This is a genomic window from Thiobacillus thiophilus (genome assembly GCF_055378705.1).
Genome location: NZ_AP042404.1, coordinates 2,298,826 through 2,314,993, shown reverse-complemented (window position 1 = coordinate 2,314,993; position 16,168 = coordinate 2,298,826). Strand labels below are relative to the sequence as shown.

Genomic DNA, 16,168 nt, shown 5'->3' with positions numbered 1-16,168 from the left:
ATCACACCCGCGTGCTGCGGCGGGCGAGGTAAAACCACTCCTGTCCCGGCAGTGCTTTGGGATTGGGGAAGACGATGTAACCATCGCTATCCGCCAATACCGGCCTGCCGTCGTGGCGCGTACCGATGACTTCCCCCATCCGCACCCGGTCGAAGCTGGACCAGCCGTGCACAAAGGCATCTTCCGCATGGGCACGGTCGACGACCCGGTACAGGCGCAGCGCCTCGGTATCCGCCACTGGGGCCGGCACGGGCGCGTCGCTCAGCCGCAGATGCGCAAACGCATTGCGGATGGCGTGCCAGGCCACCTCGGGCGCGGCCGGATCGTCATGCTGACCGCATTCCAGGGTAAGCGCGATACCGCCCTGCGCGCGCATGTACTCGGTCGTTCCAACGCCATAATGCACATCGGCCTCGCGCGACGACGCGCCGGCTGCCAGACGGCGGGCGACGCCGGCGGCATAGGTGTCGAGCCAGCCATCGACGAAGCGGTGCACGCCCAGGCTCAGCGCCAGCGCGGTTTCCTCGGCCGCGCGTGCAAACGGCTCCAGCGTGCCGCCGTTGTCTTGCGGTCCGAGCATGACGAAGGGCTGACCGGCGGTATGAAACGAATGCAGGTCAAGCAGCGCATCATGCTGCGCCAGCAGCGGACACAGCCAGTTGGCGATGCGGTCCTCGAACTCGACCGGCGTGTCGGTCGGCACCAGATTGCGGTTGAGATTGCGATCGCCCATGCGCTGGCGGCGGGCATAGGCCAGGGGATTGGTGACCGCAACGAAGGTGACGCTGCCCGCGGCAATCCCCACCTGGCCGGATTCGATCTCCGCGATCACACGGCGAATTGCCTGCGTGCCGCAGGTTTCGTTACCGTGTACCGCGCCCAGCACGATCAGGCGCGTGCCCGGCGCCAGGCCGGTGAACGACACGGATTGAAAATGCAACAATTCAAGCTCACTCATACGCTTATGGCCTTGAACAACAGCGACACGCTGGATACCAGCAACAATATACCGACCAGCCGCGTCATCTGCGCCTGGCTCAGGCCGACATGCGCCCGCCCGCCCAGGTAGAGCGCGCCCAGCACCAGCGGCAGCGCGACGAAATAGGCGATCCACACCTTGGCCGTCATCAGCAGCCCGGCCACCAGAAAGCTGACGATTCGCGTCAACCCTTCGGTAAAAAACAGCGCCGAAAAGGTCGCGCGCAAATCGCTCTTGTCGCGAATGCGATGGCTCAGATAAATCACATACGGCGGCCCGCCGGTGCCGAACAATGCCCCGACGGTGCCACCGGTGAGCGCCGCCGGCACCGCCCAGCCGCGCGAGACCGGTTTCTCGCCGTGGATATTGAACAGGCTGCGCAGCGCGAAAATGAAGACAAATCCGGCCAGGGCAATCAGCATGGGGCCGGGGGGCAGATTGATCAGCAGGCTGGTGCCCAGCACCACCCCGACAACGCCGAACGGAATCAGCACGCCAATCTCGTCCCATTTCACGCGCTTGAAATGGAGGCCTCCGATCACGATCGACGCGGTAAAATCCAGCAGCAGAACCAGCGGCACGACGAATTTCAGCGGCAGGAACAATGCCAGCAAGGGCACCGAAATCAGCCCCGAGCCAAAGCCGGTGATGCCGCGAATGAAATACGCCGCCAGCAGGATGGCGGCCATGGCGGCCATGTGCTCGAAGCTCACAGACGCGCGCCGCGCTCGATGGTGATGCCCAATTCCTTGATGCCCGGGATGATGGCGAACTTGGTGACCGACACCCTCACCCACGGCGCGCCGAATTCATCCCGCACAATGGCGGCCACATGCTCGGCGACCGACTCGACCAGGGTGATCGGCCGCGGCGCGTTGTGCAGGGAGTCCTTCACCCGCTTGGCCACCGCACCATAATCGATGGTGTCGGCGACGTTGTCGGTGCCGCCGGCCTTGCTGTCCGGCAGGCCGATTTCGAGATCGAGCCGCACCGGCTGAGGCACTTTGCGTTCCCACTCGTATATGCCGATAATCAGCTCGAGGCGAAAGTCCCGCAAAAATAGAATATCCATAGTCTTCTTCATCCACGGCACAGCCCCAAGGGCTCAACCAAACCTGCCATTTTACTGACTTCGCCATGACCACGTTGCTGTTTGTTGCCGCCGCCTATCTGCTGGGCTCGATTTCGTTTGCCGTGATCGTCAGCCGCGCCATGCACCTGCCCGACCCACGCCAATACGGATCGGGCAATCCGGGGGCGACCAACATGCTGCGTTCCGGGCGCAAGGCGGCTGCCGTGCTGACACTGCTCGGCGACATGTCGAAAGGCTGGGTGGCGGTGGTGGCAGCGCGCGCACTGGCGCTGCAATTCAACCTCGACGACAGTGTCGTGCTGCTGTGCGCGCTGGCCGTGTTCATCGGCCATCTGTTCCCGGTATTTTTCGGCTTCAAGGGCGGCAAGGGCGTCGCCACCGCGCTCGGTGTGCTGGTCGGCCTCAATCCCTGGCTCGGGCTGGCGTGCTTGCTGACCTGGCTGTTGATGGCGGGGGTATTCCGCATTTCCTCGCTCGCCGCAGTGACCACCGCGGTGCTCGCCCCGGTCTACACCGGGCTGCTGTTGGGTTGGGGGAGCACCGCGATTGCCGTGCTGGCGATCGCACTGCTGCTGGTCTATCGTCACAAGAGCAACCTCATCAAACTGGTCAACGGCGAGGAGGGGCGCATCGGCGTCCGCTCCTGACCCGGCCCGACGAATATGGCCCTGTTCGACAAAACCATCGACCACGCAAAGGACAGCCTTGCCGAGGTGTCGCGCGATGCGATCGACCGCGCAGGCGAGCGTCTGTCGCATGTGGTGAAAGACGGCGTCCTGCAGGCCGGCACCGAGCTGAAGGACGTCATCTGGCGCGCCAGCCAGGAAATCGACACCAAGCTCGACAAGATTTCCGACGAGTTGCATGCCCAGCGCCAGTTCACCAAGGACGATGTGCGCGAACTGGTCGATTACGCCGGAGAAAGACTCGGCACCGTGATGGACGCGCGCATCGTCCATGCCAAGTCGGAACTCTCGTCGCTGGTGCAGGAAAAGGTCGAATACTTCAAGCGCGAGATCGACGGCTTCTTCATCGAGCGGCAGCGCGACCTCGCGCGCGAGCGGCGGCGGCTGTTCATCAACGTCGCCATCGCCATTCTGGCGTCGCTGTCGCTGGGCTTCGTGTCCTGGCTGTACCACCAGTATCTCGGCGGCGGAATCGACGTATTCGCCATCTTCCGCATCGTGTTTGCCTCGCTGATGGGCGGCTATGCAGCCTACCTCGCGGTCAAGCTGCTGCGCCGCTGGCTGCTGATGTCGGAACACAAGAAAGACACGCTGTTTCTGGTCAGCCGCTACTGGGGCGTGCTGCGGCCGGAAAGTATTTTTGGCACGGTTGTTCTGGTAAGTCTGATGGCGGTGCTGGTCGGATTTTTACTGTTTCCCGAGCAGATTGCACAACTGACCGGCAGCGAAAAATGGCTCAAGGCCTTGCGCGAGGCCTACCCGATCTTCAAGCAGTAAATCGCCGCGATGTTTCAACCCGTTACGCGGCGTCGAGCGTCGCCAGTTCCCAGCGCGGCTTGACCGCGAACGTCAGATCCGGCTGTGCCGATGGCAATTTCAGCCGCGACACCAGCCGTTGCGCGCCGGCGTAGGCGATCATCGCGCCGTTGTCGGTGCAAAATTCCAGCCGCGGGTAGAACACGTCGATGCCGCGCGCCGCGGCGTCGCGCGTGAGCCGCTCGCGCAAGTGCGCGTTGGCGCCGACGCCGCCCGCCACCACCAGCCGCGTTGCGCCGCTGTGCGCACAGGCCGCCAGACTTTTTTTCACCAGCACCTCCACCGCCGCGGACTGGAACGCCGCAGCGATGTCAGCCGCCTCGCCCAGCCCGACCTTGCGTACCAGCGTCAGCACTGCGGTTTTGAGCCCGCTGAAGCTGAAATCGAAATCGCCCGAATTCAACATCGGACGCGGCAAACTGAAGCGGCCGGAATCGCCCGTAGCCGCCAGCGCCGACAGCGCCGGCCCGCCCGGATAGCCCAGCCCCAGCAGCTGGGCGGTCTTGTCGAAAGCCTCGCCCGCCGCGTCGTCCAGCGTCTCGCCCAGCAGGGTGTAGCATCCGACGCCGGACACCAGCATCAGCTGCGTGTGCCCGCCGGACACCAGCAGGGCGACGAACGGGAATTGCGGCGGCGTATCGGAAATCAGCGGCGACAGCATGTGGCCTTCGAGGTGGTGCACCCCGACCGCGGGGATGGCCAGCGCATAAGCCAGCGCACGCGCCATCCCGGCGCCCACCAGCAAGGCGCCGGCGAGCCCCGGCCCCTCGGTGTAGGCAATGCCATCGATATCGGAAAGTGTGCGGTCACTTCCGGCCAACACCTCGCGGGTCAGGGGCAATACCCGTCGGATATGGTCGCGCGACGCCAGTTCCGGCACCACCCCGCCATACGCGTTGTGCATGGCGATCTGCGAATACAGCGCATGCGCCAAGAGGCCGTGCGCGCTGTCATACAGCGCGACACCGGTTTCATCGCAGGAGGATTCGACGCCAAGCACAAGCATAGGAAACGGGGGGACTGGAAAAATCCTTGAGGGCTTGCTATTATTCTCGTTTTTCCAGTTTCCAGGAAGCCATCCCCACATGCCCCACGTCAAAGTCAAAGAAAATGAGCCGTTCGATGTCGCCCTGCGCCGCTTCAAGCGTTCCATCGAAAAAGTCGGCCTCTTGACCGAACTGCGCGCCCGCACGTTTTACGAGAAGCCCACCGCCGAACGCAAGCGCAAGCTCGCCGCCGCGGTCAAGCGCCAGAGCAAGCGCCTGCGCGGCCAGCAACTGCCTCCCAAGATGTATTGATTCTGGGTTCACGCAGAATCGCGCCACCCCATGTCGCTCAAGGCACGCGTCACTGACGACATGAAAACAGCCATGCGCGCCAGGGAAACGGTGCGCCTCGGTACGATTCGCCTGCTTCTCGCTGCCATCAAGCAGAAAGAAATCGACGAACGCATCGAACTGGACGACGCTGCGGTCAGCAGCATCGTCGAAAAACTCATCAAGCAACGCAAGGACTCAATCAGCCAGTTTCAGGCGGCCGGTCGCGACGATCTGGTGGCGGTGGAACAGGCCGAGCTCGCCGTGCTGCAGGCCTATCTGCCCGAGCAGTTCTCCGCCGCCGAGGTGGAAGCCGCGGTCACGGCGGCGATTGCCGAATCCGGCGCGTCCAGCGTCAAGGACATGGGCAAGGTGATGGGGCTATTGAAGCCCCGCCTCGCAGGCCGTGCCGACATGGGCCAGGCTTCCGCACTGATCAAGGCCCGCCTCGCGGGCTGAGTCCCACCCGCGCGCCCCCGGGTTTATCATGCAACAACCATGATCCCGCGCGATTTCATCGACACCCTGCTCGCCCGCGTCGACATCGTCGACGTCATCGACCGGCGCGTGCCGCTGAAAAAAGCCGGGCAGAATTACCAGGCCTGCTGCCCCTTCCACAGCGAAAAAACCCCCTCCTTTACGGTCAGCCCGACCAAGCAGTTCTATCACTGCTTCGGCTGCGGCGCGCACGGTAGCGCGCTCGGCTTCCTGATGGAATATGAGCACATGGGCTTTCCCGACGCGGTGGCGGCGCTGGCGCAGGATACCGGCCTGCCAGTGCCGGAATCCGGCGAACCCGACCGCCCCAAGCCGCCGCCCGCGCTATGGGAGGCGCTGGAACAGGCCGCGCAGTTCTATAAAAAACAACTCAAGCAGACGCCGTGCGCCATCGACTATCTGAAAAAGCGTGGGCTGACCGGCGCCATCGCCGCCCGCTACGGCATCGGCTACGCGCCGGAAGGGTGGTCACCGCTAAAGCAGGTTTTCACCGATTACACGGCGGATGCCCTCGCCGCATCGGGACTGGTCATCGACGGCGACAATCGACGCTACGACCGCTTTCGCGACCGCATCATGTTCCCCATCAAGAACATCAAGGGCCAGATTGTCGGCTTCGGCGGCCGGGTGCTCGACAAGGGGGAGCCGAAATACCTCAATTCGCCGGAAACCCCGCTGTTCCACAAAGGCTCGGAGCTTTACGGCCTGTTCGAAGCACGCGCCGCGATCAAGGCTGCAGGACGCGCGATCGTGGTCGAAGGCTATATGGACGTAGTCGCACTGGCGCAGCACGGCGTGGAATTTGCCGTCGCCGCACTGGGGACGGCCACCACACCGATTCATGTACGCACCCTGCTGCGCCACACCGACCGTCTGATCTACGCTTTCGACGGCGACAACGCCGGCCGCAAGGCCGCCTGGCGCGCACTCGAAAACTCACTGGAAGCGCTGCAGGACGGCAAGGAAGTCAGCTTCCTGTTCCTGCCCGAAGGTGAAGACCCCGACAGCACCATCCGTGCCCACGGACAGGCTGCCTTTTTGAAACTGCTGGACACCGACACCCTGCCGCTCTCGGCCTTTCTGGTGCGCGAACTGTCGCGCGACCGCAACCTCGACAGCCAGGAGGGTCGCGCCACGCTGATCAAGGAAGCGAAACCCCTGCTGGAGAAAATTGGTGCGCCGCTGCTGGCCCGTCTGATCCAGCGGCAAATCGCAGAACTTGCGCACTTGCAGGCCGATGAGATCGGCCTCCTGGGGACGAAGCCCGGTGTCGTCCGGCGCCCCCTCTTGCGCCCGCAGCGGCGGCCGGCACCATCGCGCGTGCGCAGCCTGGCCCGCACCCTGCTAATGAACCCGCAGCGCGTCGCCGAAGTCGATCCCTGCTGGCTGAACGTGAACGACCCGTTATGCGGGCACATGAGCGAACTGATGAGCTGGCTGCGCGACGTGGGTCCGCTCAAGCCGCAAACACTCACCGAAGCCGCCAAAGGCAGCACGCTTGAACCGCTGATCGAGGAACTGATGACGGATTTGCTCGACAAAGATGATAGCTGGGACTGGAACGCGGAATTCGATGGCGCCGTCAAGCAGCTGCGCGACGACTGGCAGCGCCGCCGCTGGCAGGAATTGGCGACGCGGCCGCTGGACAGCCTGAGCGCCGGCGAACGCCAGGAATTGACTGAACTAGCACGATTCTAGCTTGTCACACGCCTCAAGACAAAGTCCCGGTTTGCGGTACAATTACCGGTTTTTGAAAGATTTTTTTCTGCCCGGGCCGGTTGCGTGGGCAGAACCTGAGCGGAGAAAGACCTGTGGCAGTACGTGGAAGAAAACCGGGTGGCGGCACCAAGAAAGCCGAAGCGCTGATCCCCCTGAAAGAGTTGACGCCGGTTGAGGCCGAGGCGCGTCGCACCCAGCTGAAAAACCTGATCATCCTGGGCAAGGAACGCGGCTTTTTGACCTACGCCGAAATCAACGACCACCTGCCCGACGAGGTGCTGGACGCCGACCAGATCGAAGGCGTGATCGGCATGATCAACGATATGGGCATCCAGGTCTACGACGAGGCGCCGGATGCCGAAACCCTGTTGATGCAGGGCTCCGCGCCCGCCGTCGCGGACGAAGACGTGGTGGCCGAAGCCGAGCAGGCGCTGACCACGGTCGATTCGGAATTCGGCCGCACCACCGATCCGGTGCGCATGTACATGCGCGAAATGGGCTCGGTCGACCTGCTCACCCGCGAGGGCGAAATCGAAATCGCCAAGCGCATCGAGGAAGGTCTGCGCCACATGGTGCAGGCCATTTCGTCGTGCCCGCTCACCATCCAGCAAATCCTCGACATGGCAACGCAGGTCGAAAAGGACGAGCTGCGCATCGACGAACTGATCGACGGCTTTGTCGAAGCCGAAACCCCAGTCGCTGAGACTGCCGCCGACACGGCCGACGAAGAGGACACGGCCGACGGAGACGACGCCGAAGAAGACGAAGAAGAAGAAGACGATGAAAAAGCCAGCGCGGCCATGGCTGCCGCCAACCTGGCACAACTCAAAGTCAAGGCGCTGGCGCAGCTCGACCTCATCCGCAAGGCCTATAAAAAAGCGCAGGCCGCCCACGTCAAATACGGCCTCGGCAGCCCACAACACATGAAGGCCCAGGGCGAAGTCACCGAACTGCTGATGGCATTCCGCTTCTCGGTGCGCCAGGTCGACCGCCTGTGCGAACAGATCCGCAATGCGGTGGAAGAAGTACGCTCGCACGAGCGCAAGATCATGGCATTCTGCGTCACCCGCTCGGGCATGCCGCGTGCGCATTTCATCAAGACCTTCCCCGGCAACGAAACCAACCTGGGCTGGGTGGACAAGGAAATCGCCGCCAAGAAGGCGTATTGCTCGACGCTCGCCAAAGTGCAGTACGAAGTCAAGGCGCATCAGGAAGCGCTCATCGCGATGCAGGAACGCATCGGCTTGCCGATCAAGAACCTGAAGGACGTCAACAAGCAGATGTCCACCGGCGAAGCCAAGGCACGCCGTGCCAAGCGTGAAATGATCGAGGCCAACCTGCGCCTGGTGATCTCGATCGCCAAGAAATACACCAACCGCGGCCTGCAGTTCCTCGACCTGATCCAGGAAGGCAACATCGGTCTGATGAAGGCGGTGGAGAAATTCGAATACCGTCGCGGCTACAAGTTCTCGACCTACGCCACCTGGTGGATTCGCCAGGCGATCACGCGTTCGATCGCCGATCAGGCGCGCACCATCCGCATCCCGGTGCACATGATCGAAACCATCAACAAGATGAATCGCATCAGCCGCCAGATCCTGCAGGAAACCGGTATCGAGCCCGACCCGACGACGCTGGCGCTGAAGATGGAAATGCCCGAAGACAAGATCCGCAAGATCATGAAAATCGCCAAGGAGCCGATTTCCATGGAAACGCCGATCGGCGACGACGAAGACTCTCACCTTGGCGATTTCATCGAAGACTCCAGCACGCTGTCGCCCGACGATTACGCGATCTACGCCAACCTGCGCGACGCCACCCGCGATGTGCTCGACAGCCTCACCTCGCGCGAAGCCAAGGTGTTGCGGATGCGCTTCGGCATCGAAATGAACACCGACCACACCCTGGAAGAAGTCGGCAAACAGTTCGACGTGACGCGAGAGCGGATTCGCCAGATCGAGGCCAAGGCCCTGCGCAAGTTGCGCCACCCGACCCGTTCAGAAAAGCTGAAAAGCTTTGTCGGCAGCGGCGAACAGTAAGCACTCAGCCCGGCCAGTGGCGGGGCTGCCACGTTTTCGGGTCCGTAGCTCAGCTGGTTAGAGCAGGGGACTCATAATCCCTTGGTCCACGGTTCAAGTCCGTGCGGACCCACCAATTTACCCAACATCAGCGATAATCATCCCCCATAAGAACAAGGGGGAGTCTGATGGAAGGGGAAGCCAGGAAACCCGGCGAGCGCCGTTTGCAGATTTTGCAAACGCTGGCCGCGATGCTGCAGGAACCAAAACCGGAAAAAATTACCACGGCAGCGCTGGCGGCACGCGTCGGCGTGTCGGAAGCGGCGCTGTACCGTCACTTTGCCAGCAAGGCGCAGATGTACGAAGGCCTGATCGAGTTCATCGAACAGACGCTGCTCGGGTTGATCGCGCGCATCACGGCCGACACGCCGTCACCCGCCGCCCAGGTCGAGGCCATTCTCGGCATGCTGCTGAACTTTGCGGAAAAAAATCCGGGGATGACACGGGTGCTGATCGGCGATGCGCTGGTGAACGAAAACGAGCGCCTGCAAAAACGCATCAATCAACTGCATGATCGCATCGAGGCGCAGTTGCGGCAATGCCTGCGCTTTTGCGGCGACCGGCAAGCCGAGCTCAGCGCGCCGCTGGCCAATCTGCTGCAATGCGTGGTGGTGGGACGCTGGCACCAGTTTGCCAAGAGCGGGTTCGCGCGCGCGCCCGGCGGCGACATCCAATTGCTGCTGTCGCGGCTGCTGGGCGCTCAGCCGGCCTGAAGCGCGGCCGGCCCGCACACCGGGCAGGCCGGGTCGCGCGGCACCTTCATCACGTGGGCATCGGCCCGCAGGCCGTCCCACAATAGCAGCCTGCCGATCAGAGGCTCGCCTACCCGGGCCAAATACTTCAGCGCCTCCATCGCCTGCATCGCGCCGACGATACCCACCAGCGGCGAAAACACACCCGCCTCGGCACAGCGTAATTCGGGCTCGTCCGCATGGTCGGGGAACAGGCAGTGATAACACGGAGAGCTGTCGAGGCGCGAATCGAAGACGGCCAGTTGCCCCGAAAATCCGATCGCAGCGCCCGACACCAGCGGCTTGCCCAATGTCACGCAGGCACGGTTGACGGCATGCCGGGTGGCGAAATTGTCCGTCGCGTCGATCACCAGATCGACCGCTGCGACGGCCTCAAGCAAGGCGGCATTCGCCAGCGTCTGGCCGATCGGCTGCACGTCGATTTCCGGGTTGATGGCACGCACGCTGCGCGCCAGCGATGCGGCCTTGTTCTCGCCGATCGCCGCCGTGGCATGGCCGATCTGGCGCTGCAAATTGGTGAGATCGACCGTATCGCCGTCCGCCAGCAGCAACCGCCCGACCCCCGCCGCTCCCAGATACAGCGCCACCGGGCACCCCAGCCCGCCGGCACCGACGATCAGCACCGCCGCATCGCAGATGCGCGCCTGCCCGACCACACCGATTTCCGGCAGCAGGATGTGCCGGCTGTAGCGCAGCAGCAGGTCGTCGGTCAGTTCCATTGGGGGATCGGGTCGTTATTATTTATGGCTATATCACTGTTGGTTGTTGACGCTATATCTTGCTCCCTCCGATGAAGCCCTTACCCTGCGGCATCTCGCAGGCGGCCCCGTGGAAGCGGCTTTAGCCGCGATGCGCCTTGCGGCGCATCGCGGCTAAAGCCGCTCCCGCCAGGCTGGCCAACACCAACAAATAACGGTGAAAGAGCCTTATTTATAGTCGCGCCACTCTTCCGGCGTGTCGTCGCGGTCGCCATGCAAGTGGCGCTCGTAGACCTTCATGAAAGCCTGCTGGGACTTGATATCCGGTTCGTCGGCCGCGACATTGCTGCGCTGCACACTTTCGCTGAAATAAGCCAGCGCGCGCTTGAGCTTGCTCATGAGGCTGTTATCGAGATGAAATCCCTGACTCGCCAGCGCCGTTTCCAGACCTTCCAGGGTGTATTCGCAGATGTGGTAACGCACCAGCAGTCGGCTGCCGTCCGAGCCGACCGTCGCCACCAGCCCCTCCAGTCCGCAGAGCAAAACCAGCGCATGTTCTGCCTGGCCAGGCGGCAGGTCATGGAAAACAATTTCGCGGATTTTTTCGAGGTCACATGGGCGCATGGCACACCACTCAGACAGAATTTATCCAGTATAGCGCTGCTATATGTGCTGTGGCCGGTTTGCAGCCACGGCACATTGAATCAGTTGAATCAACGGCCCTGCAGGATCTGCAAGCCTTTCAGCAGGTTCAGCGCCTGATTCACCTGGTAATCGTTCTTCGAGACGATCTCGCCCGGTTCCAGTGTCATCGGCTTTTTGTCCTCGCCATTCTTGTCCGGTTTGTCTGCTGGCGGCGCCTTGATGACTTCGTCCGGCTTGACCATCGGGGTGGGCTCCTCGCCCACAGGATTGACCAGATGCTTGTCGAGATCGGCCTCGCGGATGCCAAAACCGTTCTCCGATTCAGGCATTGCCGGGTCTTCCACCACGATATCCGGCTCGATGCCCTTGGCCTGGATGGAACGCCCGTTCGGCGTGTAATAGCGCGCGGTGGTGAGCTTGATCGCCGTGCCGTTGCCGATCGGCAGGATGGTCTGCACCGAGCCCTTGCCGAAGGTGCGGGTGCCCATGACGACTGCGCGCTTATGATCCTGCAGCGCGCCCGCCACGATTTCGGACGCCGAGGCCGAGCCACTGTTGACCAGCACTACCATCGGCACGGTCTTCAAACCCTCCGGCAGGTTTTTCAGGTAATCGGACTGCATCGGGCGCAGGTAATGTTCACGGCTGGCGGTCAGCCGCATTTTGGCGTCTTCGCTGCGCCCCTCGGTATACACCACCAGGCTGTCTGGTTTGACGAAGGCGGCCGTCACCGCGACTGCGCCGTTGAGCAGGCCGCCCGGATCGTTGCGCAGATCAAGAATCAGGCCCTTCAGCGGCGCCTTGTTGTCCTTATAGAGGTCGTTCAATGCTTCGGCCAGCAACTCGCCGGTGTGTTCCTGAAACTGCGTCACGCGCACGTAACCATAGCCGGGGTCGACCAGCGTGGACTTGACGCTGCGAATTTTGATGACCGCGCGGGTCAGGGTCAGCACAAGGGGTTTGGTCATGCTCTTGCGTACGATAGTGAGCCTGATGCTCGTCCCCGGCTTGCCGCGCATCCGCTTCACCGCATCGTTCAGCGTCATGCCCTTCACCGGCGTGTCGTCGAGCTTGACGATCAGGTCGCCCGGCTTGACCCCGGCCTTGAAGGCAGGCGTATCCTCGATCGGCGAAATGACCTTGACGAAGCCGTCTTCCATACCGACTTCGATGCCAAGGCCGCCAAACTCGCCCTGGGTGCCGACCTGCAGATCCTTGAACGCCTCGACATCCAGATAGGTGGAGTGCGGATCCAGCCCGGTCAGCATGCCATTGATCGCCTCGGTAATGAGCTTCTTGTCTTCGACCGGCTCGACGTAGTCGTTCTTGATGCGAGCGAACACGTCGGTAAAGGCGCGCAGCTCCTCGACCGGCAGTGCCGTCTCCGCATCCCTGTCGGCGATCGCCGACAGGTTGACCGTCAGCGCGGCGCCGGCCAGCAAGCCGGCCAGACCGACGAGTATGGATTTCGTCTTTTGTGTCATCTCACTTCACCCACAGGAGGGGATTAACAGGACGGCTTTGATGCCGCATTTCAAAATACAGGCCGGGGTCGGGCTGGCCGCCGCTGTTGCCGACCGCGGCGATGGCGTCACCGGGCTGGACCCGTTCGCCCACCTGCTTATACAGACTTTCATTATTACTGTACAGACTCATATAGCCCTCTCCGTGGTCAACAATGATGAGGTTGCCAAAGCCGCGCAGCCACTCGGCAAACACCACCTGCCCAGCTGCGATCGCTTTCACCGCGGCGCCTTCCGCCGCGCGAATGAACAGGCCTTTCCAGCTCACTCCCCCACCCTCTCTCGGAGCGCCGAAGCGGTTCATCAGTTCCCCGGCGACTGGCAGCCGCAGTGAACCTTTCAAGCCGGAAAAAGGCTTATCGGAGCGGAACGCTACCGGTGTTTCGGTATTGACGCCCAGGGCGCGACGCGGCTGGCTGGCCGCGTTCGTCCCGCCTTTTTGATTTTTTTGCGCCTGTTGGGCGGCACGTGCACGCGCCGCCTGCTGCGCCATCAGCCGGTTGAGGCGCTCCACCAGTTGCGTCAGGCTGCGCTCGTCGCGCTTGAGGCTGGTAATTTCACGCCGCTGCTGCTGGATTTGCACCGACAGCTTTTGCAGGATCCGCTCGCGGGCGCGCTTGTCGGCCAGCAGTTTCTTTTGCTCGGCTTCGCGGGCCTTCTGCAGCTGCGTCAATTCGGTCGTCTTTTGTTCGGTCTGCTGCCGCAGCGCTGCCAGTTTCGCCAGGTCGGCGCGAAGCGCCTCGATCGTCTCATGCCGGGCGCGCGAGAGGTGCGCCAGGTAACGCAGATCGCGCGCGGCCTGGTTGGGGTCCGCACCGTTGAGCATGAGTTTGAGCGCATCGCCCTGCCCGCGCTGGTAGGCGGCCTTGAGTACCTGGGCGAGGTGGGCCTGCTGCGCGCGGATGCGTGCGGTCGTAGCGTCAGTCTGTTGCGTCAGCGCCTGCAAATCAGTCTGGGCGCGCTGGCGTTCGCCGTCCAGCTGGCGCAACTGACGCAGCGCGCTGCTGATCGCGCGCTCGGACTGGCCCAGCTCGTCAGCCGCCTCCTGACGGTGCGCCTGGGTACTGCGAAATTCCCGCTGCAGGGTTTGCAGGCGCTGCTTGAGGACATCGAGTTCGGATTGCTTGCGATCGGCCTGATTGGCGCTGGCGCACAGCGACCAGATCAATGCCAGCAGGATGATAAGGGGTCTGAAGTTCACCCTGATGAGCTTACCCGAACTTGCACCCGGTCTACTCGAATTGCACCAGAGCTTCACCGGTCATTTCAGGAGGTGACGGCAAACCCATCATTTTCAGCAGGGTCGGGCTGATATCTTCGAGCGCCCCGGTTTCCGCCAGCGTGGCCGGGCGCCGCCCCACGTAAATCAGTGGCACCAGGTTAAGGGTATGCGCAGTGTGGGCCTGGCCGGTTTCGATATCGCGCATCAGTTCGGCATTGCCGTGGTCAGCGGTCACCAGCACCTCGCCACCGCGCGCCAGCTGGGCCTCTACCACCCGGCCGAGGCAGGCGTCCACCGTTTCGATCGCCTTGATGGCCGCATGCAGGTCACCCGTATGCCCCACCATATCGGGATTGGCGTAGTTGCAGACGATGACGTCGTATTGCTTGCTGTCGATCGCGGCAACCAGTTTTTCGGTCACTTCGAAAGCGCTCATTTCGGGCTTCATGTCGTAGGTGGCGACGTCGGGCGACGGCACCAGCACCCGGTCCTCGCCGGGGAAAGACACTTCCTCGCCGCCGTTGAAAAAGAAGGTGACATGCGGATATTTCTCGGTCTCGGCGATGCGCAGCTGGCGCAGGCCGAGCTTGGCGATGTGTTCGCCTAGACCGTTCTTGATGCGTTCGGGCGGGAACGCCACCGACACGGCAAAGTCGTCGCTGTAGCCGGTCAGCGTGCAGTAGGTGGCCAGGCGCGGGGTGACTTCGCGTTCGAATTCGCTGAAATCGCGCTCGATGAACGGCCGCGACAACTGGCGCGCACGGTCGGAGCGGAAGTTGAGGAAGATTACCGAATCGCCGTCTTCCATCTTCACCGGCTTGCCGTCCGGTGGCAGGATCGCCGTCGCCTTGACGAACTCGTCGGTCTCGCCGCGCGCGTAAGCGGCCTCCAGACCAGCCTGCGGATTATCGGCCCCGAATTCGGCGTGCCCCTGGGTCAGCAGGTCGTAGGCCGATTTGACACGCTGCCAGCGGCGGTCGCGGTCCATCGCATAGTAGCGGCCGATCATCGACGCGATGTGGCCGATGCCGGTCTGTTCGATTTTTTCGTTCAGGCGGCGTAAATACAGTTCGGCGCTTTTCGGCGGCGTATCGCGGCCGTCCAGAAACACGTGCAGGCACACCTTGTTGAGGCCCTCGCGCGCCGCCAGGTCGAGCAGGGCGTGGAAGTGCGATTCGTGGCTGTGCACCCCGCCGTCCGACAGCAGGCCCAGCACGTGCAGGGTCTTACCGTTGTCGCGCGCCAGATGCACCGCATTCAGCAGGGCTGGGTTGGTGTAGAAATAACCGGACTCGATGGCGCGGTCGATGCGGGTGAACTCCTGGTACACCACGCGCCCCGCGCCGATGTTCAGATGCCCCACCTCGGAGTTGCCCATTTGTCCCTTGGGCAGGCCCACCTCGGATTCCGATGCATGAATGAGCGTGTGCGGATGATGCTTCCACAAGCGGTCCCAATTGGGCTTGCTGGCCTGGGCGATTGCATTGTCGGCACGTTCCGCACGGCAGCCAAAGCCGTCAAGTATGATGAGAAGAATCGGCAGGGTCTTCATGAAGAAATTTGTATAACCTGACTCGTTTTTGTGGAACTATTTTAATATATGCGTGATTGCTAATCTATAAGCAAGGCGTAATGTTGCTTCAATAACGCCAGCGCGGCCTGCGTTTCCACCCGGAACGCGGTCGCATCAGGGTACTACACGAACAGGACCGAGGTTATGAATATGGCAGCTGATTGGGACGAAGTGGACCTCATGGACAAGGACGAGCACATCGAGCAGGCCTCGCGTGCGATGAAAGCCATGTCGCATCCGCTGCGCCTGAAAATTCTCTGCGTGCTGGGCGACAAGGAAATCAGCGTGCAGGAAATCGTCGACCAGGTCGGCACCTCGCAAAGCAACATTTCGCAGCATCTGGCCATCCTGCGCGACAAAGGCGTGCTGCGCACCCGCAAGGTCGCCAACCGCGTATTCTACCGCGTTGGCGACACCCGCACGCTCAAGCTGCTGAGCATGATGCGCGACGTGTTCTGCGGCTTCACCAAATAATTCCTTCCCGACGACAGGCCCGGTCACGCACAGGCGTGCCGGGCCTGTTTGTTGCTACGGGCAGCGATACGGGGCCGGATGAACGGCCTGTCGATT

The 16,168-nt window shown here is 62.5% G+C and carries 17 protein-coding genes and 1 tRNA gene; 9 read left to right on the top strand and 9 right to left on the bottom strand.

Annotated elements, in window-relative coordinates; all coding sequences use genetic code 11:
• Window position 1: 1 nt before the first annotated feature.
• Genes ACZ41T_RS11375 through ACZ41T_RS11365 form a run of 3 tightly spaced genes read right to left on the bottom strand, consistent with a single transcriptional unit; the run spans window position 2 to window position 2,051 of the window.
• Window positions 2-958, bottom strand: a complete 957-nt coding sequence (locus tag ACZ41T_RS11375; RefSeq protein WP_464921507.1) for a M14 family metallopeptidase — start codon at window positions 956-958, stop codon at window positions 2-4.
• Window positions 955-1,692, bottom strand: a complete 738-nt coding sequence (locus tag ACZ41T_RS11370) for a sulfite exporter TauE/SafE family protein (RefSeq protein ID WP_464921506.1) — start codon at window positions 1,690-1,692, stop codon at window positions 955-957. The genes ACZ41T_RS11375 and ACZ41T_RS11370 overlap by 4 nt, the downstream gene beginning before the upstream one ends.
• Complete coding sequence (locus tag ACZ41T_RS11365; RefSeq protein WP_464921505.1) at window positions 1,689-2,051, bottom strand: dihydroneopterin aldolase; 363 nt, start codon at window positions 2,049-2,051, stop codon at window positions 1,689-1,691. The genes ACZ41T_RS11370 and ACZ41T_RS11365 overlap by 4 nt, the downstream gene beginning before the upstream one ends.
• Window positions 2,052-2,116: 65 nt before the next feature.
• Here ACZ41T_RS11365 and plsY point away from each other — a divergent pair, with 65 nt between their 5' ends.
• Both plsY and ACZ41T_RS11355 read left to right on the top strand, forming a co-directional pair.
• Window positions 2,117-2,719, top strand: coding sequence for a glycerol-3-phosphate 1-O-acyltransferase PlsY (gene plsY / locus ACZ41T_RS11360; RefSeq protein ID WP_464921504.1), 603 nt, complete (start codon window positions 2,117-2,119; stop codon window positions 2,717-2,719).
• Window positions 2,720-2,734: 15 nt separating this feature from the next.
• On the top strand, window positions 2,735-3,535 hold the full coding sequence (locus ACZ41T_RS11355) for a hypothetical protein (RefSeq protein WP_464921503.1): 801 nt from the start codon (window positions 2,735-2,737) through the stop codon (window positions 3,533-3,535).
• 22 nt (window positions 3,536-3,557) lie between these two features.
• Here ACZ41T_RS11355 and tsaD read toward each other — a convergent pair whose 3' ends face one another.
• Complete coding sequence (gene tsaD / locus ACZ41T_RS11350; RefSeq protein ID WP_464921502.1) at window positions 3,558-4,580, bottom strand: tRNA (adenosine(37)-N6)-threonylcarbamoyltransferase complex transferase subunit TsaD; 1,023 nt, start codon at window positions 4,578-4,580, stop codon at window positions 3,558-3,560.
• 79 nt (window positions 4,581-4,659) lie between these two features.
• Between tsaD and rpsU the strand changes: the two genes are divergently transcribed.
• From rpsU to slmA, 6 genes are all read left to right on the top strand, one after another.
• The gene (gene rpsU, locus ACZ41T_RS11345; RefSeq protein WP_059752194.1) at window positions 4,660-4,872 is read left to right on the top strand and encodes a 30S ribosomal protein S21; all 213 of its coding nucleotides are present in this window, start codon (window positions 4,660-4,662) and stop codon (window positions 4,870-4,872) included.
• 30 nt (window positions 4,873-4,902) lie between these two features.
• A complete protein-coding gene (locus tag ACZ41T_RS11340) occupies window positions 4,903-5,349 on the top strand; it encodes a GatB/YqeY domain-containing protein (protein ID WP_464921501.1) in 447 nt (148 codons plus the stop codon).
• A gap of 39 nt (window positions 5,350-5,388) precedes the next feature.
• On the top strand, window positions 5,389-7,086 hold the full coding sequence (gene dnaG, locus ACZ41T_RS11335; protein WP_464921500.1) for a DNA primase: 1,698 nt from the start codon (window positions 5,389-5,391) through the stop codon (window positions 7,084-7,086).
• 164 nt (window positions 7,087-7,250) lie between these two features.
• On the top strand, window positions 7,251-9,146 hold the full coding sequence (rpoD, locus tag ACZ41T_RS11330; protein WP_464923964.1) for an RNA polymerase sigma factor RpoD: 1,896 nt from the start codon (window positions 7,251-7,253) through the stop codon (window positions 9,144-9,146).
• A 38-nt stretch (window positions 9,147-9,184) separates the two neighbouring features.
• Window positions 9,185-9,261: transfer RNA gene (locus ACZ41T_RS11325), tRNA-Ile, on the top strand.
• Between the two features lie 52 nt (window positions 9,262-9,313).
• Window positions 9,314-9,898 (top strand): nucleoid occlusion factor SlmA, encoded by a 585-nt coding sequence (gene slmA / locus ACZ41T_RS11320; protein WP_464921499.1) that lies wholly within the window; start codon window positions 9,314-9,316, stop codon window positions 9,896-9,898.
• On the opposite strand, the gene ACZ41T_RS11315 is transcribed toward slmA, so the two are convergent.
• The 5 genes from ACZ41T_RS11315 to gpmI form a co-directional block, all read right to left on the bottom strand.
• Window positions 9,886-10,656, bottom strand: coding sequence for a HesA/MoeB/ThiF family protein (locus ACZ41T_RS11315; protein WP_464921498.1), 771 nt, complete (start codon window positions 10,654-10,656; stop codon window positions 9,886-9,888). The two genes, slmA and ACZ41T_RS11315, sit on opposite strands and share 13 nt — an antisense overlap.
• 207 nt (window positions 10,657-10,863) lie before the next feature.
• The gene (locus ACZ41T_RS11310; protein WP_464921497.1) at window positions 10,864-11,259 is read right to left on the bottom strand and encodes a hypothetical protein; all 396 of its coding nucleotides are present in this window, start codon (window positions 11,257-11,259) and stop codon (window positions 10,864-10,866) included.
• Between the two features lie 89 nt (window positions 11,260-11,348).
• Complete coding sequence (locus ACZ41T_RS11305) at window positions 11,349-12,764, bottom strand: S41 family peptidase (RefSeq protein ID WP_464921496.1); 1,416 nt, start codon at window positions 12,762-12,764, stop codon at window positions 11,349-11,351.
• A 1-nt stretch (window position 12,765) separates the two neighbouring features.
• Window positions 12,766-14,004 carry a murein hydrolase activator EnvC family protein gene (locus tag ACZ41T_RS11300; protein ID WP_464921495.1) on the bottom strand — a complete coding sequence of 413 codons (1,239 nt, stop codon included), beginning with the start codon at window positions 14,002-14,004 and terminating at the stop codon, window positions 12,766-12,768.
• 31 nt (window positions 14,005-14,035) lie between these two features.
• Window positions 14,036-15,577, bottom strand: coding sequence for a 2,3-bisphosphoglycerate-independent phosphoglycerate mutase (gpmI, locus tag ACZ41T_RS11295; RefSeq protein WP_464921494.1), 1,542 nt, complete (start codon window positions 15,575-15,577; stop codon window positions 14,036-14,038).
• Between the two features lie 171 nt (window positions 15,578-15,748).
• On the opposite strand from gpmI, the gene ACZ41T_RS11290 reads away from it, so the two are divergent.
• On the top strand, window positions 15,749-16,072 hold the full coding sequence (locus ACZ41T_RS11290) for an ArsR/SmtB family transcription factor (protein ID WP_464921493.1): 324 nt from the start codon (window positions 15,749-15,751) through the stop codon (window positions 16,070-16,072).
• Window positions 16,073-16,168: the final 96 nt, after the last annotated feature.

Excerpts from the sequence above, each read along its gene's own strand:
- slmA (WP_464921499.1), top strand. The coding sequence starts at position 9,314 with ATGGAAGGGGAAGCCAGGAAACCCGGCGAGCGCCGTTTGCAGATTTTG.
- ACZ41T_RS11290 (WP_464921493.1), top strand. The coding sequence starts at position 15,749 with ATGGCAGCTGATTGGGACGAAGTGGACCTCATGGACAAGGACGAGCAC.
- ACZ41T_RS11305 (WP_464921496.1), bottom strand. The coding sequence starts at position 12,764 with ATGACACAAAAGACGAAATCCATACTCGTCGGTCTGGCCGGCTTGCTG.
- ACZ41T_RS11365 (WP_464921505.1), bottom strand. The coding sequence starts at position 2,051 with ATGGATATTCTATTTTTGCGGGACTTTCGCCTCGAGCTGATTATCGGC.
- ACZ41T_RS11340 (WP_464921501.1), top strand. The coding sequence starts at position 4,903 with ATGTCGCTCAAGGCACGCGTCACTGACGACATGAAAACAGCCATGCGC.
- plsY (WP_464921504.1), top strand. The coding sequence starts at position 2,117 with ATGACCACGTTGCTGTTTGTTGCCGCCGCCTATCTGCTGGGCTCGATT.
- dnaG (WP_464921500.1), top strand. The coding sequence starts at position 5,389 with ATGATCCCGCGCGATTTCATCGACACCCTGCTCGCCCGCGTCGACATC.
- ACZ41T_RS11375 (WP_464921507.1), bottom strand. The coding sequence starts at position 958 with ATGAGTGAGCTTGAATTGTTGCATTTTCAATCCGTGTCGTTCACCGGC.
- ACZ41T_RS11310 (WP_464921497.1), bottom strand. The coding sequence starts at position 11,259 with ATGCGCCCATGTGACCTCGAAAAAATCCGCGAAATTGTTTTCCATGAC.
- gpmI (WP_464921494.1), bottom strand. The coding sequence starts at position 15,577 with ATGAAGACCCTGCCGATTCTTCTCATCATACTTGACGGCTTTGGCTGC.
- ACZ41T_RS11315 (WP_464921498.1), bottom strand. The coding sequence starts at position 10,656 with ATGGAACTGACCGACGACCTGCTGCTGCGCTACAGCCGGCACATCCTG.
- rpsU (WP_059752194.1), top strand. The coding sequence starts at position 4,660 with ATGCCCCACGTCAAAGTCAAAGAAAATGAGCCGTTCGATGTCGCCCTG.
- ACZ41T_RS11355 (WP_464921503.1), top strand. The coding sequence starts at position 2,735 with ATGGCCCTGTTCGACAAAACCATCGACCACGCAAAGGACAGCCTTGCC.
- tsaD (WP_464921502.1), bottom strand. The coding sequence starts at position 4,580 with ATGCTTGTGCTTGGCGTCGAATCCTCCTGCGATGAAACCGGTGTCGCG.